Annotated in this window: 14 protein-coding genes; 4 read left to right on the plus strand and 10 right to left on the minus strand. The window is 75.1% G+C overall.

Annotated features, from left to right (window positions below):
* Positions 1 to 142: 142 nt before the first annotated feature.
* A complete protein-coding gene (gene mraZ / locus IEV86_RS03665; protein ID WP_043603055.1) occupies positions 143 to 610 on the minus strand; it encodes a division/cell wall cluster transcriptional repressor MraZ in 468 nt (155 codons plus the stop codon).
* Positions 611 to 1211: 601 nt separating this feature from the next.
* Here mraZ and IEV86_RS03670 point away from each other — a divergent pair.
* The 3 genes from IEV86_RS03670 to IEV86_RS03680 are packed head-to-tail and all read left to right on the plus strand — an operon-like array spanning position 1212 to position 5715.
* Positions 1212 to 2216 carry an AAA family ATPase gene (locus tag IEV86_RS03670; RefSeq protein WP_043603156.1) on the plus strand — a complete coding sequence of 335 codons (1005 nt, stop codon included), beginning with the start codon at positions 1212 to 1214 and terminating at the stop codon, positions 2214 to 2216.
* Positions 2216 to 3493: a DUF58 domain-containing protein gene (locus IEV86_RS03675; RefSeq protein ID WP_043603058.1), complete on the plus strand. Its 1278-nt coding sequence runs from the start codon at positions 2216 to 2218 to the stop codon at positions 3491 to 3493. Before IEV86_RS03670 ends, IEV86_RS03675 begins: the two co-directional genes overlap by 1 nt.
* The gene (locus tag IEV86_RS03680; RefSeq protein WP_043603061.1) at positions 3490 to 5715 is read left to right on the plus strand and encodes a transglutaminase TgpA family protein; all 2226 of its coding nucleotides are present in this window, start codon (positions 3490 to 3492) and stop codon (positions 5713 to 5715) included. Before IEV86_RS03675 ends, IEV86_RS03680 begins: the two co-directional genes overlap by 4 nt.
* 229 nt (positions 5716 to 5944) lie before the next feature.
* Here IEV86_RS03680 and IEV86_RS03685 read toward each other — a convergent pair whose 3' ends face one another.
* Genes IEV86_RS03685 through IEV86_RS03695 form a run of 3 tightly spaced genes read right to left on the minus strand, consistent with a single transcriptional unit; the run spans position 5945 to position 8300 of the window.
* Positions 5945 to 6340, minus strand: coding sequence for an SCO2097 family morphological protein (locus tag IEV86_RS03685; protein ID WP_043603064.1), 396 nt, complete (start codon positions 6338 to 6340; stop codon positions 5945 to 5947).
* Between the two features lie 37 nt (positions 6341 to 6377).
* Positions 6378 to 7775: a DNA polymerase IV gene (gene dinB, locus IEV86_RS03690; protein ID WP_081978491.1), complete on the minus strand. Its 1398-nt coding sequence runs from the start codon at positions 7773 to 7775 to the stop codon at positions 6378 to 6380.
* A 15-nt stretch (positions 7776 to 7790) separates the two neighbouring features.
* Positions 7791 to 8300 (minus strand): SAV_6107 family HEPN domain-containing protein, encoded by a 510-nt coding sequence (locus IEV86_RS03695; RefSeq protein ID WP_229734454.1) that lies wholly within the window; start codon positions 8298 to 8300, stop codon positions 7791 to 7793.
* Between the two features lie 70 nt (positions 8301 to 8370).
* Between IEV86_RS03695 and IEV86_RS03700 the strand changes: the two genes are divergently transcribed.
* Positions 8371 to 9348 carry a spermidine synthase gene (locus tag IEV86_RS03700; protein ID WP_081978492.1) on the plus strand — a complete coding sequence of 326 codons (978 nt, stop codon included), beginning with the start codon at positions 8371 to 8373 and terminating at the stop codon, positions 9346 to 9348.
* 80 nt (positions 9349 to 9428) lie between these two features.
* Here the strand turns inward: IEV86_RS03700 and IEV86_RS03705 are convergent, their stop codons facing one another.
* The 6 genes from IEV86_RS03705 to IEV86_RS03730 all read right to left on the minus strand — a co-directional run bounded on the left by IEV86_RS03705 (position 9429) and on the right by IEV86_RS03730 (position 15741).
* On the minus strand, positions 9429 to 9632 hold the full coding sequence (locus IEV86_RS03705; RefSeq protein ID WP_043603067.1) for a cold-shock protein: 204 nt from the start codon (positions 9630 to 9632) through the stop codon (positions 9429 to 9431).
* A 236-nt stretch (positions 9633 to 9868) separates the two neighbouring features.
* Entirely contained in the window at positions 9869 to 11239 is a 1371-nt protein-coding gene (locus tag IEV86_RS03710; RefSeq protein ID WP_043603072.1) for an MFS transporter, read from the minus strand.
* A complete protein-coding gene (locus IEV86_RS03715; protein ID WP_043603078.1) occupies positions 11236 to 12174 on the minus strand; it encodes a proteasome assembly chaperone family protein in 939 nt (312 codons plus the stop codon). The genes IEV86_RS03710 and IEV86_RS03715 overlap by 4 nt, the downstream gene beginning before the upstream one ends.
* 129 nt (positions 12175 to 12303) lie before the next feature.
* On the minus strand, positions 12304 to 12741 hold the full coding sequence (locus tag IEV86_RS03720) for a response regulator (RefSeq protein ID WP_043603081.1): 438 nt from the start codon (positions 12739 to 12741) through the stop codon (positions 12304 to 12306).
* Position 12742: 1 nt separating this feature from the next.
* Positions 12743 to 14557, minus strand: coding sequence for a sensor histidine kinase (locus IEV86_RS03725; protein ID WP_081978493.1), 1815 nt, complete (start codon positions 14555 to 14557; stop codon positions 12743 to 12745).
* Entirely contained in the window at positions 14554 to 15741 is a 1188-nt protein-coding gene (locus IEV86_RS03730) for a PP2C family protein-serine/threonine phosphatase (RefSeq protein WP_052425870.1), read from the minus strand. The genes IEV86_RS03725 and IEV86_RS03730 overlap by 4 nt, the downstream gene beginning before the upstream one ends.
* Positions 15742 to 15807: the final 66 nt, after the last annotated feature.

Raw genomic sequence — 15807 nt, forward strand, 5'->3', positions numbered from 1 at the left:
GTCGGGTGCGGTCGTCCTCGTCGTCGGCCGGGCGGCCCTCCACCGCCCGGCCAGGTCTCCCTCCGCGGCCCCTCGGACGCCGGGGAAGTGCGTCGGAGCGGGCGGGGAGAGACCTCGCCGTGCGGGGGCGTGCGCCGCCGCGTCAGAAGGCGCCGGGAAACACCTCCTCGGCGGTGTCGGAGTACGCGGTGATCTGCTCCTCCAGGTACGTCTCCCAGGCGGCCGCGTCCCAGATCTCGACGCGCGTCCCCGCCCCGATGACGGCGACGTCGCGGTCGAGGCCGGCGTACGCACGCAGCGGTGCGGGGATCGAGAGCCGGCCCTGCTTGTCGGGCACCTCGTCGTGCGCGCCCGAGAGGAAGACGCGCAGGTAGTCCCGCGCCTGCTTGCTCGTCACCGGCGCCTGCCGGATCTGCTCGTGCATGCGCTGGAACTCCGTGACCGGGAAGACGAAGAGGCAGCGCTCCTGCCCCCGCGTCATGACGAGGCCCGTCGACAGCTGCGGCCGGAACTTCGCGGGGAGGATCAGCCGCCCCTTGTCGTCCAGCCGCGGCGTGTACGTGCCCAGGAACGGGCTGTACGCGCCCGAGCCGGTCACGTCGACGGACATCGAGCACCCCCGTCCCCTTCCGACCGCGGCGAGCCCACGACTCACCAGTGCCCCCCACTTTACTCCACACTCCTCCACCTGGCGAGGGAGGCAGCCCCTGTTTTCACCCGTTCGCCTGCGACGCCGCAGGTCAGAGCGGGTGGGGCGGAGTGGAGGGCATGGCGCGCCGGGTCCGTGACGACGCAGCCCGTCCCGAGGCGTCCGAGAGGCGGTGGCTGCGCCGTCCAGGCGACGACGTGTGCGGGGCGACGAGCGAAGGGCCTGGTCGGAGTGAGGTCGGGGCCTGTCGGGGCCTGGTCGGAGTGAGGTCGGGGCCTGGTCGGGGCCTGGTCGCGGCGTCGCCCGACGCGACCCGCCGGGGCCACCGGACGCGCCCGTGCGCGCACGGTGGAGGGATGTGGAGGACGGCGCGGGTGCACTCCGAAGGGCCCTCCGCGCGCCGAGCGGCGGGTCGCTCCGCGGTCGGAGGACGCGCACGGGTGCGCCGCCCGGGTGCACGCCGACGGGGTACCTCGAGGTCACCGACGCGGGGACCGCTGCGTCGTCGCACGCGAGGTGCTCGGTCACCTAGGCTCGTGCCACCGGCGACGAAGAGGTGACCATGGTCCACGCCCTGCCCACGCGCGAGGAGATCGACGACGTGGCGGAGACGGCCGCCGCGATCCGCGCGGCCATGGAGACGGTCATCTCCGGCCGGCCGGACCTCGTGCGCCTGACCGTCACCGTCCTCATGGCGGAGGGGCACCTGCTCGTCGAGGACGTGCCCGGCGTCGGGAAGACCACCCTCGCCAAGGCCCTCGCCCGGTCGGTCGACTGCACGGTGGGCCGGATCCAGTTCACGCCCGACCTGCTGCCGACGGACCTGACCGGCGTCACGATCTACCGCGCCGAGCTGCACGAGTTCGAGTTCCGCCCCGGACCCGTGTTCGCGAACGTCGTCATCGGCGACGAGATCAACCGCGCGTCGCCCAAGACCCAGTCCGCGCTGCTCGAGTGCATGCAGGAGGCGCAGACCACGGTCGACGGCACCACCTACGCGCTCCCCCGGCCGTTCCTCGTCGTCGCGACGCAGAACCCGGTGGAGATGGAGGGCACCTACGCGCTCCCCGAGGCCCAGCGCGACCGGTTCATGGCCCGGCTCAGCGTCGGGTACCCCTCACGCGAGGCGGAGGTCGAGATGCTCGAGCGCCAGGAGGCGGCGGACCCCCTCGGCCACCTCGAGCCGGTCGCGGGCATCGCGCACGTGCAGCGGATGATCGACGTGTCGCGCCGGCTCTACGCCGCTCCCAGCGTCAAGCAGTACGTCGTCGACCTCGCCGACGGCACCCGCAACGACCCGATGCTGCGCCTCGGTGCGTCGCCGCGTGCCGCGATCCAGCTGCTGCGCGCGGCCAAGGCCTTCGCCGCCGCGGCAGGCCGCGACCACGTCCTGCCCGACGACGTCCAGGAGCTCGCCGAGCCGGTCCTGGCCCACCGGCTCCTGCCCAGCACCGAGGCCCGCCTGTCGGGGCACAGCGTCGCGGACACCCTGCGAGCCGTCGTCGGGCGCACGCGGGTCACCGGGACCGCACGCGACGCCCTCCCGGGTCGCCGCGCGACGGGCTGATGGCCGCGCGTGCCACGCGGCTCACGCCGCGCGGGCTCGGGCTCCTCGGCGGTGGCGTGGGGCTCCTCGTCCTCGGCGTCCTCGCCGGCGTGACGGCGCTGGTCCAGGTCGGGGCGCTCCTGCTGCTCACGGTCGGGGTCAGCACGGCACTGCTCGTCCTCACCGCGCGGCACCACGCCCGCGGCGGGCTGACGCTCACGCGTCGGATCCTCCCCCACCCGGTCGAGGAGGGCTCGGCCGCCACGGTCGAGGTCGAGCTGCTCGCGACGCGCTCGGGGCGCACCGCACCCCGCGTGGACCGCCTCACCATCGCGGAGCGGGCCTCGCGCGAGCTGTCCGACGGCGGCCCGCTGCGCGCGAGGGTCCGCCGCTCACGGGAGCGGCTGCGCCTGGACTACCCGATCACGCCGGTCCGGCGCGGCCGCTGGCCGGTCGGACCGGTCCAGCTCAGCCGCGAGGACCTCTTCGGCGTCGCCCACTGGTCGGGCCCGGTCGGGGAGCCCGCGCTCGTCGCCGTCCGGCCCGCGATCAGCCGGCTCGCGCTGTCGTCCTCCGCGCTCGCGAGCGACGTGGACCGGGCGGCGCTGGGCGCTCGGAGCCCCGCGGCCGACGACACGTCGCTGCGCGACTACCGCTCGGGCGACGACCTGCGGCGCGTGCACTGGCGCAGCAGCGCACGCCGCGGCCAGCTCGTCGTCCGCCAGGACGAGCGCTCGGGGCGCCGGCCGGCGACCGTCGTGCTCGACCTGCCGCAGCACGGCCCGACCGGCGAGTGGTCGATCCGCGTCGCGGCGTCCGTCGCGGTCGGCCTCGCGGAGGCGGGCCACCACGTCCGGCTGCTCGGGGGCGACGTCCTCGGCGTCGTGCCCGACCACCATCGTGCCGGGACGGGCACCGCGGCCGCCGAGAGCCTCCTCGACCAGACCGTCGACCTGTCGATGCCGCACTCCCCCGGCCAACGGCTCAGCTGGCTCGCGACCGCGGTCGACACTCTCCACGCCGACGGGGGCGGCGCCGAGCTGGTGTTCGCGGTCGTGGGCGAGCTCGAGCCGGGCGTCCTGGCCTCGCTCGCGCGGACCGGTGAGGTGACCCACGGCTGGGCCATGGTGCGCACCTCCGAGACCGGTGAGGCCGTCGCGTCGCCCGACGCGCAGCGCACGGCCGAGCGCCTGCGCCGCGCCGGGTGGACCGTGTGCCTCGTCCGGCCGGGCGAGGACGTCGCCACGTGCTGGCAACGTCTCCTCACCGCCGACGACCGCGTGGTGGTGGCGAGGTGAGCCCGCGGACCGCACCCTCGGGGGCACGCGCGTGGGTCGCGTGCGGGGTCGTCGCCGTCGGAGTGCTGAGCGGCGCCTCGACGATCCGACCGCTCGTCCAGCCGGGCGACTGGTTCCGGACGACCGTCGTCACGGTGCTCGCCGTGGCCCTGACGACCGCCGTCGCGCGCGCGCTCACCCGGTCCCGGCTCGCACCGACGGCCTGGGGCACCGGGGCGGCGCTCGTCGCGGTGCCCGCGCTCTTCGCCGGACCCGGCCGACTGACGCTCCCGCTGCCCACGCTCGAGACGGTCCGCACCCTCCAGCGGGTCGTCGCCTCGGGCGCCCAGGAGATCGGCGCGGGCTACATCCCCGTCCCGCCGACGCGCGGGGTCGAGCTGCTCGTCGTGGCCGGTGCGCTCGCGGCGTTCCTGGTCGCCGACGCGCTCGCCGTCGGGCTCGGCCGTGCCGGCCTCGCAGGCCTCCCGCTCGCCGGCATCTGGTCGGTCGTCCTCGTGTTCGAGGAGCGGCCGTCCTTCGTCGCGCTCCTCCTCGGCGGCACGTCGTACCTCGTGCTGCTCGCCCTGACCCGTCCCGTCCGGCACCGCGCCCGCGGCGACGCCGCGGGCGACGGCGTGCTGGTCGCCGGCACGGCGGCCGTGGTCACCGTCGCAGCCCTCGTCGTCGCGCCGACGGCCGCGGCGCTGCCCTTCTGGGGGACGCTCGACCTGCCCACGACGTGGGGCGAGGGGACGTCGGGCACCGGACCCGTCGAGCTGTCGGTGGACCTCGACATGCGCGAGAGCCTCGGGGACCGCTCCGACCGGCCCGTGCTGGCCTACACCGTGGACGGGCCGGCGCCGGGACCGCTGCGCCTCTACACCCTGACGACGTTCGACGGCGTGCGCTGGCTCGGCGAACGCGGCGCGGGTGACGCGCGTGACGCCGAGGGGCCGCTGTGGCCCGACGGCCGTGGACGCGACGTCCTCGAGCAGGCCCAGGAGGACGACCGGCTCTCGGTCGTCCGCGTCGAGGTGGGCGCCCTCGACCAGGACCGCCTCCCGCTGCCCATCGAACCGAGGTCGGTCGAGCTGGACGGCGACGACTGGTCGTACGACCCCGTGCGTGACGAGGTGTCGGCCGAGGGCACGACGACGCGCGGCCTCACGTACGAGGTCGTGACCGCGCAGCGCGACCTCAGCGAGGAGGCGCTCCAGACCGACGGCGCCGCACCCGTCGGCGGTGCGTCCGAGTACCTCCTCCTCCCGTCGACGTCCTTCGCCGACGACGTCGCGGCCGTCGCGCGCGAGGTCACCGCGCAGGCGCAGACCGACTACGACCGCGCGGTGGCGCTGCAGACCTACCTCCGCGACGGCTCGCTCTTCCGCTACGACACCGACGTCCCGGAGCCCGTGACCGACGACGCCGTGTGGGACTTCCTCACCGCGCGGACCGGCTACTGCGTGCAGTACGCGACCGCGTTCACCGTGATGGCACGCCACCTCGGTCTGCCCACGCGCATGGGTGTCGGCTTCCTGCCCGGGCGCGCCTCGACGGGCGAGCGCGGCCGTTACGTGGTCACCGGACGGCTCGCGCACACCTGGCCCGAGGTGTGGTTCGAGGGCGCCGGCTGGGTGCGGTTCGAGCCGACCCCCGCGGTCCAGACCGGGGCCCCGCCGGCGTACGCCGACCCTCTCGCCGGGGAGTTCCAGACCGCGGAGCCGCAGCTCCCGACGGCCGGCGCGACGCCGGGCGCGCCCGTGACGCCGTCGGTCGCCCCGAGCCGAGCCCCGGTGCAGCAGGGTGAGGTGGCCCTCGGCGGCGCACGGGTCCCGCTCGTCCTGGTGCTCGTCGTCGCGGGGCTGCTCGCCGTCGGCACCGTCGCAGGTGCGTTGACGGTCGGCCGCCGGTCCGCGGGGCCCGAGCCCGTCGGGCCGGAACCCGCGTGGGAGCGTCTGCGTGCGCGGTGCGCCGCGGCGGGGGTCACATGGAGCGACGCGACGACACCCCGCCAGGCGGCCGCCGTCGTGCGGACCGCCTGGGCCGACCGCGCGGGCCCCGAGGCCGAGGAGGCGCTGCGCGGGCTCGTCGCCGCGGTGGAGAGCGCGCGGTGGGCCCCCGAGCCGCCGTCGTGGGACGCCCGGACGCTCGACGAATGGGTCACGGACGTGATCTCACCGCTCGTGGCCGGCGAGGACCGTGCCGAGACCGTCGGCGCGGGAGCCCCGCGAGGGCCTGCCTGACCCGTCCGGACCTGCGTCACGCGGGGCGGACCGTCCGCACCTCAGGTGCGTCACGCGGAGCACACACGTCCGGACGTGCGCTCACAGGGCAATGGTCCGCAGCTCGTGCGACACGCGCGCCCCAGCCACGAGGCCGTCCACTCACGCGGTGGCGGGGCCGCGGGCGAGTCCGCACGTCCTCGGGGACGTCAGCGCCGGCGCTCGTCCCGCTCGCCCGTCCTCGGCGGCGTCAGCGTCCGCGCTCGTCCCGACGGCGTTCCCACCGCGCCTCCATGCGCTGCACGAAGGACTGGTTGCGCGAGGGCTTCGGCGCCGTCCCCGGTCGGCGCACGGTGCCATCGGGCCCGACGACACCCGTCGGCCCCGAGCGACGCGGCGGGCTGAACGCGAGCACCGCGGACACGAACATGACGATGAAGCCGAGGACGCCCACGATCGGGTTGCTCGTGGCGGCGCCGACGACCAGGACGGTCAGGCCGACGACGGCGCCGAGCCCGACCAGCACCCACCGACGAAGCCCGCTCGAGGCGCGCCCCTGGAACGTGTTGACCAGCTTCGGGTCGTCAGACGAGAGCTGCCGCTCCATCTGTTCCAGTACGCGCTGCTCGTACTCGGACAGAGGCATCACTACCTCCGTGCTGCCGGTGGGGACGGGGACCACCTCAGGATAGGTCCCGTTCCTGCGATGTGGTAGTTGAGCGGGGTCCGGCCACCCGGTCGTGTGCCCCACGCGGCCGCGCCGCGGTGCGGGCGGCCGGGAGATCCGCGTCGTCGGTGGGGCCGGCGCCCTCACCGAGGCGGCCTGTCCGGTGGCCGGTGGCCGGGTCGGCGACGGCGGGTCGCGACGGTCCGACCAGCGCCGCAGGCCCGAGGGCGGCGGCGCCGAACCGCTCGCGGACCGCGTCCATGGCGACCTCGGCCCGCCGACGTGCCGCGGGTGCGTCGTCGACCGCCTCCTCGAGGGTGACCTGTCGCGCCGACCGCACCGCCAGCCCCTCGGCCCGGACGCCGACGAGCCGGACCCGTTGCCCGCGCAGGTCGGCCGACGCGAGGAGCTCGCGGCCCACGAGGTGGAGCTCGCGCGCGACGTCCGTGGGGACGGGCAGCGTCCGGGACCGGGTCGAGGTCGTGAAGTCCTCGGTGCGGACCTTGAGCGACACGGTCCGCGCGACGAGGCCGCGCGATCGGAGCTGCGCCGCGCACCGGTCGGCGAGCGACAGCAGGTGCGCGTCGAGCCGTGCGAGGTCGTCCGTGTCGTGCGGGAGCGTGACCTCCGCGCCGATGCTCTTCTCGACGCGCTCGGGGACCACCGGCCGAGGGTCGCGACCCCAGGCCAGGTCGTGCAGGTGGGCGCCGGACACCCGTCCGGCGGCCCGCGCCAGGGTCGCGACGTCCGCCTCGGCCAGCTGCCGCACGGAGGTGATGCCCCACCGGGCGAGGGCCTCCCGAGTCCTGTCCCCCACGCCCCACAGCGACTCCACGGGCAGCGAGTGGAGCAGCTCGACCGCGGCCGCCCGCGGGACGAGCAGCACGCCGTCGGGTTTCGCCAGGCCCGACGCGAGCTTCGCGACGAACTTCGTGGACGCGATCCCCACCGAGCACGTGAGGTCGAGCTCCTCGAGCACGCGGCGACGCACGAGGTCGGCGATCGCCGCCGGGCGGCCGAGGCGCCGTCGGGCACCCGACACGTCGAGGAAGGCCTCGTCCACGCTCACCTGCTCCACGACGGCCGTCACGTCCCGCAGCACGCCCATGACGACGCGCGAGGCGGCGCGATAGGCGTCGTGGTCGGGCGGGACGACCACCGCCTGCGGGCAGAGCCGCCGGGCCTGCGCCATGGGCATCGCGGAGTGGACGCCGAACGCGCGCGCCTCGTACGTCGCCGCGAGGACCACGGACCTCCCCTCGCCGCCGACCACGACCGGGCGCCCCCGCAGGTGCGGCCGTCGCGCGAGCTCGACGGACGCGAAGAACGCGTCCATGTCGACGTGGAGGATCGTGCAGCCGTCGTCGTCGTCGCCCCAGTCCCGTCGGACGCGGACGGGGGGTCGGCGGCTCATGCGCCCATCCTGCCGTCAGGACGCGCGGGGGACGCGGTCCGCACCCGACCATGCCGCGACGACTCCCCGCACGGCGTCCTGGAACGCCTCGGCGGCGGCGACCGCGGTGTCGGCACGCTCGTCAGGAACGTCGTCCGCACGTCCCGCCTCGACCGCCGCGCGCAGCGCCGCGCCGCCCGCGAACCAGGCGGCCTGCGCCGCGAGCTCGGGGGCCGCGTCGGCGACGAGCTCCCACACGGGTCGCGGCCTCGTGCGGCGCGCAGGACGGGGGGCGAGCTCGAGCACCGCGGCACCGGCGCGGAGCGCGGCCAGGTGCGCGTGGACGAACCGCGCGGCCGGCTCGGGCGACAGCTGGGCGGCGACGAGCTCCTCGTCACTGCGTCGCAGGAGCGCCTCGACCGAGGCCGGCACCTGCGTGCGCCCGGCACCGTGCCGCGAGGGCGCACCGCCCACCGAGCGCAGTCCGCTGCGCGTCGTCGTCCGGCCCGCCGGCGTCCCGGCCGTCCCCGTCGTCGCTGCGAGCACCGCCACCACCTCCTCGCCTCATCATCGAACACCTGTTCGAACGTCGTCAAGTCCCCGCTACCGTACGACCGTGCACCGACACCACCGCGCCGACCGACGTCCCGGCCGCACCGCGCGCGCGCCCCTGCCCGTCGGCCCGGTCGCGACCGACACCGGGACCGTCGAGCTCTCGACCGACCGCTCGCACCCGTCGTCGGTGACGGTCCTCGTCAACGGCGTCCCGAGCTCCCACCTGGACCTGGACGACCCCACCTACCTCGAGTTCGAGTACATGCAGCACATGGCGGTCCTCGTCGACGCGCTGGCGCCCGGTCCGCTCGACGCGGTCCACCTCGGCGCCGCGGCCTGCACCTTCCCCCGGTGGGTCGAGGCGACGCGGCCGGGGTCGCGCCAGCTCGCGGTCGACGTCGACGCACGCCTGCTCGCGCTCGTCCGCGAGTGGTTCGCGCTCCCCCGCTCACCAGCGCTGCGGCTGCGCGCGGGCGAGGCGAGGGAGGTGCTCTCCCGCCTGCCGGCCGCGTCGGCCGACCTCGTCGTCCGCGACGTGTTCGCGCACGACTCCACACCCGAGCACCTCACGACGCGCGAGTTCGTCGAGGAGGTGGCGCGCGTGCTGCGGCCGGGAGGCCTCTACCTCGCCAACTGCGCCGACCGGCCACCCCTCGCCCTGGTGCGGGAGGAGCTCGCGACAGCCGGCTCCGTCATGGACGTCGTCCTGGTCGCCGAGCCGGGTCAGCTCAAGGGACGTCGGTACGGGAACCTCGTCGTCGGGGCGACCGTCCGCCCCCAGGTGCCGCACGGCGCAGGGCACGGCCGTCCCACGGACGGCTCCGACGCCCTCGCCACGCAGCCGCCACGCGACGGAGCACGGCCGGCGCTCGACGGCGCGGCGACCGCACGCGCGCTCCGGACGCTCGCGGTCCCCGCGACGCTGCTCGCGGGCGACGCGCTGCGGGCGTTCGTCGGCCGTGCGCGCGTCCGCCTCGACCCGCCCGCGCCCGAGCCGACCGCACGCGGACCGCAGCACCCGGACGGCGTGACCTGCTGACCGCACGACGACGGAGACCGCAGACGACGGAGGCCGCACCCCGATGGGGTGCGGCCTCCGTCGTGGTCAGGTGCGTCCGGTCAGAGCGGGCGGACCTTCTCGGCCTGCGGGCCCTTGGGGCCCTGGGTGATCTCGAACTCGACCCGCTGGGCCTCCTCGAGCGTCTTGTAGCCCTGCGTCTCGATCGCCGAGTAGTGCACGAAGACATCGGCACCGCCGCCGTCCTGGGCGATGAAGCCGTAGCCCTTCTCAGCGTTGAACCACTTCACAGCACCCTGCGCCATGCTCGTCCTGTCCTTCTGTCCGTCCGGGGACGTCGTGACCGTGCCCTGTGCCCGGTCGTCCTGTCGCACTCCGCGTCCGACGTCCTGCCCCGGCGGGCCAGGTACTGACGAGGGCAGAGCCCTGGGTCATGCGTTCGTCCGTCATGCAACGGCCGTAGTGTGGCACGCAACACTCCCGCGGCGCCATAGTCCTCGACGGGCCGATCACCCGGTCGCCACGCCTGCGAGCAGGGCGTTCACCCGGACGAGCGCCGCAGCCCGGACCGTGCGCCGGTGCCGCGCCGCCGGGCGAGCGCCTCCCGCAGCGGGGGCACCACCACACCGGCCGCAGCCATCGCCCGCCGCGTCCGGCGACGCGACACGAGCACGCCGACGACGCCCACGAGCCACGGCAGCGCGAGCGCCCCGAACGCGGGCCGGAACGCGTCGAGGGACAGCGCGACGGCGCCGCCGGCCTCGGCCAGGTCGAGGACGACACCGACGACGAGGATCGAGACGACCGCCGTGGAGAAGCCGCCCACGTTCACCACGCCGGTCGCCGTGCCGAGCCGGTGCGACGCGTTGGACGTCCGGGCGTAGTCGAACCCGATCGCCGACCCGGGACCACCGACGCCGAGCACGACGACGAACAGCGCGAGGAGCCACAGCGGGCTCGGGCCCGGGTGCACGAGGACCGCCGCCCACGCCATCGCCACGGCGACGGCGATCGCGAGGACCATCCACGAGCGGCGCAGCGGGTGGCGCCCGGTGAGGACGCCGATGACGGGACCCGCGAGCATCGCCGCGACCACGTTGAGCGTCAGCAGGGTTCCCGCCTCGGCGGGGGTCCTGCCCTGCGCGACCGTGAGGAAGGGGAAGCCCCACAGGAGCACGAACACCGTCGTGGAGAACTGCGTCACGGCGTGCGACCAGAAGCCGAGCCACGTCCCGGGTGTGCCCAGCACCTCGCGCAGGGGCGCCGCGAGGCCGCGCGGCACGGGCGGCGCCTCGGCACCGGGAGGGCGGTCCCGGACCGCCACGGCCACCCCGACCGCGGCGAGGACGCCGACCGCACCCATCCCGACGAACGCCGAGGTCCACCCCGCCAGGTGCAGCACACCCGCGAGGGGGATCGCCGCGGCGACCTGCCCGAGCTGCCCGACGAGCCCGGTGAGCTGGGTGTAGAGCGGGACGCGTCGCGCGGGGAACCACACCGCGACGAGCCGCAGCACCGAGATGAACGTCGCGGCGTCCCCCGCGCCGATGAGGACCCGCGCGACGTAGGCGGGCCCGAGGTCGGTCGCGAAGGCGAGCAGCAGCTGACCGGACGCCATGAGCAGGGCTCCCCCGGCGACGAGCCTGCGGGAGCCGAGACGGTCGAGCAGGAGGCCCATCGGCACCTGGAGCGCCGCGTAGACCGCGACCTGCACGACGACGAATGTCGACAGCACGGTCGCGGTGACGTCGAAGCGCTCGACGGCGTCGACCCCGGCCACGCCGAGCGAGGTGCGGTGCAGGACGGCGACGACGTACGCGACGAGCGAGACGCCCCAGACGACCGGGGCCCGCGCCGCCGCGCGTCCCCACGATGCGGGTGGGCGGCCGCGGGGGCGACCCGCTCGCGTCACCGCTCGGGTCCGTCGCCGCCCTGCTGCTGCGCCAGGAAGCGCTCGAACTCGGCGCCGATCTCGTCGGCCGTGGGCAGGTCGCGCTGGTCGGCCAGAAGGTTCGGCCGCTCGATCGCACGCGCGAACGAGTCGTACTGCTCCTCGAGCGCCCGTACGACGGCCTCGACCTCGGTCGATCCCGCCACCTGGCGCTCGACCTCGGCGAGCGCCTCACGCGCCGGTGCCTCGAGCGCCGCGGAGCCGAGCTCGAGACCCGTTGCCCGCTCGACGTGCTCGAGCGCCACCTGCGAAGCGCGCGGGAACGGCGACTGCGCGAGGTAGTGCGGCACGTGGACCGCGAAGCCCATCGCGTCGTGGCCGGACTGGCCGAGCCGGTACTCCAGCAGCGCGCTGACGCTCGCGGGGACCTGGACCGTGCCGAACCACGACGTGTGGTCGGCGACGAGGTCCGACCGCGTCGCGTGCGCCGTCACCCCGAGCGGCCGGGTGTGCGGCACGCCCATGGGGATGCCGTGCACGCCCACGGTGAGCGGAACGGCGAAGCGCTCGACGAGCGACCGCACCGCGGCCACGTACCGCTCCCACTGCACGTCGGGCTCGGTCCCGTGGAGCAGCAGGAACGGCACGTCCTCACCGTCGCGGACCACGTCGACACGCAGCTCGGGCTCCTCGTACCCCGCCCAGTGGTCGCCGTCGAAGGTCATCGCCGGTCGCCGCGACCGGTAGTCGAGCAGCAGGTCCACGTCGAACGTCGCGAGGCGCTGGGTCTGCAGGTGCTCGACGAGGTGCTCGGCGATGCCCTGGCCGGCGTTGCCCGCGTCCACGAACCCGCGGACGACGTGCACCAGGACGGGACCGGGCCCGTCTCCCGTGCGCGTCGCGAGCTCGCGCGCGACGTCCTCGTCGACCGTGACGATCGTGCTCAGGTCGTCCATCGCTCCTCCGATGTCGGGGGACTGTCCTGCGAAGGGAACGTCACCGCCAGACCCCGCATTCCCGCCCCTCCGGCTCCGCGACGGCGCGACGCCCCGTCGCGGCCGGGGCGCCCCCGTCGTCCGGGTGGATCAGTGACGCGGCAGGCGCACCACGGAGACGAAGAAGTCGTCGATCTGCCGCACGACCTCGATGAAGCGCGAGAAGTCGACCGGCTTGGTCACGTAGGCGTTGGCGTGCAGCGAGTAGCTGCGCAGCACGTCCTCCTCCGCCTCGGAGGTCGTGAGGACGACGACGGGGATGCTCCGCAGCTTCTCGTCCGTCTTCATGGCCGCGAGCACCTCGCGTCCGTCCATCCTCGGCAGGTTGAGGTCGAGCAGCACGAGGTCCGGGGTGGGCGCGTCGGCGTAGCGGCCCTCCTGGCGCAGGTACTCCATGGCCTCGGCGCCGTCGCTGACCACCGCGAGCCGGTTCGCGACCTTGTTCTCCTCGAACGCCTCGCGCGTCATGAGGACGTCGCCCGGGTCGTCCTCCACGAGCAGAACGTCGATGGGTGCCTGGTCGGCCATGTCAGTCGTCCTTCCTGTCACCCGCGGCGACGGGCTCGGTCGTGGCGTGCGCGGGGCGCGCCGACGCCTCGGTCGGCGCGGTGCGCGCCTCGGTGTACGCCCCCGCGGGAGCGTCGGTACGTTCCTGCGTCGGCGGGGTCGCGGAGCTGCCGGCGTCGTCGGCGTCCGACTCGGAGCCCGCGGACGAGCCCCGCACGGTCGGGTCGGCCGGGAGCTCCCAGCGGATGGTCGTCCCCTCGGTGACGTCGGTGTCGATCCAGATGTGCCCGCCGTGGTACTCGACGATCTTCTTGCAGAGGGCGAGCCCGATGCCCGTCCCCTCGTAGACGTCCTTGGGGTGCAGCCGCTGGAAGATCACGAACACCCGCTCGGCGTACTGCGGGTCGATGCCGATGCCGTTGTCGGAGCATGCGAACCGCCAGCGGTCCGCGACGCGCTCCGCGGTGATGCGCACGTGCGGGGCGCGGTCGGGGTGGCGGAACTTCAGCGCGTTGACGACGAGGTTCTGCACGAGCTGGACGAGCAGCGGCTCCTCGCCGCGGACGGTCGGCAGGTCGACACCCTCGACGGTCGCACCGGTGCTCTCGACGACCTCGTCGAGCACCTCCGTCACGCGGTCCAGCACCGCGCCCATGTCGACGTCCGACAGCTCGCCGCCGATGCGCCCGACCCGCGAGAAGCTCAGCAGGTCGTTGATGAGCCGCTGCATGCGCTTGGCGCCGTCGACGGCGAAGGCGATGTACTGGTCGGCCCGCTCGTCCAGCTGGCCCTCGTAGCGCTTCGCGAGCAGCTGGGTGAAGCTCGCGACCTTGCGCAGCGGCTCCTGCAGGTCGTGCGAGGCGACGTAGGCGAACTGCTCGAGGTCGCGGTTGGACCGGCGCAGGTCCTCGGCCTGCCCCTGGAGCTGCTCGTGCGAGCGCTCGATCTCGGCGCGGGCCGCGGTCGCCTCGGCGACCAGGAGCGCAAGCCGCGAGCGCATCGCCTCGACGTCTGCGGCGACCTGCTCGACCTCGGCCGAGCCGACGGGCACGACGACGTGGTCGAGGTCGCCGTCCGCCACGCGGCGCGCGTCGGCGGCGAGCCGGTCGAGCGGGTCGGTGATCCAGCGGCGCAGCAGGACCCACAGCAGCGAGCCGACGACGACGGCGGCGACCGCGAGGACCGCCATCGCAGCGGCGACCGCGTCACGCCACCCGTGGAACTCGGCGACGGCGTCCTGCCGGTCGGCACGGATCTGCTCGAGGTACTCCTCGGCCGACACGCGCACGTCGTCGAACATGAGTCGGCCGGTCTCGATCTCCTGGGTGGAGACGCTCCCTGGCCCCTCGGCGCGCACCTGCTCGATCACCGGCCCGGCGAAGTCCTCGTACCAGCGCCGCGCGGCCTCCCCGGCGCGCTCCCGGGTCCCGAGCGGGGGGTAGTCCTCGCCGAAGCGGTCGGCGAGGAGCTCCTCGACGTCGATGCCGGCGACGTCGGGGGGCTGGTGCCCGTCGCCCTCGAGGAGACGCACGAACGGCTCGAGGGTGACCTCGTCGCCCGTGAGCGCGTAGCCGCGCACCGCGGTCTCCGCGTCGACGAGCGCGAGGTACGACGCGCTCCCCTGGGTCACGGCGGTGTAGAAGACGGTCGTGATGTCGCGCTGGGCCCGGGACATCTGCCCGAACGCGACCGTCATCACCGTGACGACCACGGCGAGCACGGCGCCCCCCACGAGCAGGGCGACGCGCAGTCGCCCGCGCAGCGACGCGGCCGATCCCGGTTCGGTGCGGGCAGGGCGGTGCGGGGTGCGGGCGGCGTGCGTCGGCGTCGTGCTCATGCCGCCCCACCACCCCAGCCCAGCACGACCAGCGCGGTGTCGTCGACGAGGTCGCCCCCGTGCCGCGCGCGGACCGCCTCGAGCACGAGCTCGACGAACGTCCGCCGGCGTGCGTCGGGCGACTGGTCCGCCTCGACCCGTAGCTGGTCGTCCATGAGGACCTGGAGGCCCTCCTCGCCGAGGCGCGCACCGCGCGTGTCGATCGTCGTCTCGAGGACACCGTCCGTGAAGAGGATGATCCGCCACCGCTCCGGCAGCTCGACGCGCTGCGACGTCCAGCCGCCGAGCACCGGGATGCCGAGCGCGCGCCCGCGACGGTCCGACGGCAGCGACGTGGTGGGCGGCCCGAGCAGGAAGGGCGTCGGGTGGCCGCACAGGAACAGGTCGAGCGCGGTGCGCTCGGGGTTCACGACGACCATCACCGCGGTCGCGAAGATCTCGGGGCGACCGCGCTCGGCCGCGAGGATCTGCTCGGTGACGTCGAGGACCTGCTCCGCGGGCAGGCCCGCCAGCACCGAGGTCCGCCACGCCGTGCGCAGCGTCGCGCCGAGGGCCGCCTCGTCCGGCCCGTGCCCGGCCACGTCGCCCACGACCGCGGCGACCGAGCCGTCGGGCCGCTCGACCACGTCGTAGAAGTCCCCGCCCAGGAGCCCGTCGCGCCCCGCGCGGTACCCGACGAGCACCTCGAGCGCGCCGTCGGCGACCAGCGGCGTCGGCAGGAGCCCACGCTCGAGCCGGCTCGTCTCCGACGCCCGCACCTGCGCGCGGTAGAGGTCGCGCTCCTGGATCTCGGCGTGCCGGCGCTGGATCGCGTACCGGACGGCGCGCGCGAGCAGCTCGGGGCTGACGTCGCCCTTGACGAGGTAGTCCTGCGCGCCTGCGGCGACGGCGCGCAGACCCGCGCCGGACTCGCTCATGCCGGTCAGGACGACGACGGCGGGCGTGCGCGGTGACGCGAGGATCTTCTCGAGCGCCGGGATCCCCGCGGCGTCGGGAAGCCCCAGGTCCAGCAGGACGCAGTCGACGTCGAGCATGTCGGCCGCGGCCTCCAGGCTCCGGGCACGCCGCAGGTCCACGTCGAGGTTGGCGTCGGCGAAGAGCTCCTCCACGAGGACGGCGTCACCGTCGTCGTCCTCCACCAGGAGGACCCGCAGTGCACGCGGGTCAAGCTCGTCAGTCAGCACACTCAGCCCCTTCGGCTGCCTCGTGCACGGCGCACGGCAGCGACGACGATCCTAGTGGGGTCCGCG

The organism is Cellulomonas carbonis, from assembly GCF_014636275.1.
Classification (GTDB): Bacteria; Actinomycetota; Actinomycetes; order Actinomycetales; family Cellulomonadaceae; genus Actinotalea; species Actinotalea carbonis.

What these genes read in the sequence shown, in the direction of transcription:
- dinB (WP_081978491.1), bottom strand. Translation starts at nt 7,775, where the DNA reads ATGAGCCGCCGACCCCCCGTCCGCGTCCGACGGGACTGGGGCGACGAC.
- IEV86_RS03715 (WP_043603078.1), bottom strand. Translation starts at nt 12,174, where the DNA reads ATGGACGACCTGAGCACGATCGTCACGGTCGACGAGGACGTCGCGCGC.
- IEV86_RS03670 (WP_043603156.1), top strand. Translation starts at nt 1,212, where the DNA reads ATGGTCCACGCCCTGCCCACGCGCGAGGAGATCGACGACGTGGCGGAG.
- IEV86_RS03705 (WP_043603067.1), bottom strand. Translation starts at nt 9,632, where the DNA reads ATGGCGCAGGGTGCTGTGAAGTGGTTCAACGCTGAGAAGGGCTACGGC.
- IEV86_RS03685 (WP_043603064.1), bottom strand. Translation starts at nt 6,340, where the DNA reads ATGCCTCTGTCCGAGTACGAGCAGCGCGTACTGGAACAGATGGAGCGG.
- mraZ (WP_043603055.1), bottom strand. Translation starts at nt 610, where the DNA reads ATGTCCGTCGACGTGACCGGCTCGGGCGCGTACAGCCCGTTCCTGGGC.
- IEV86_RS03725 (WP_081978493.1), bottom strand. Translation starts at nt 14,557, where the DNA reads ATGAGCACGACGCCGACGCACGCCGCCCGCACCCCGCACCGCCCTGCC.
- IEV86_RS03675 (WP_043603058.1), top strand. Translation starts at nt 2,216, where the DNA reads ATGGCCGCGCGTGCCACGCGGCTCACGCCGCGCGGGCTCGGGCTCCTC.
- IEV86_RS03720 (WP_043603081.1), bottom strand. Translation starts at nt 12,741, where the DNA reads ATGGCCGACCAGGCACCCATCGACGTTCTGCTCGTGGAGGACGACCCG.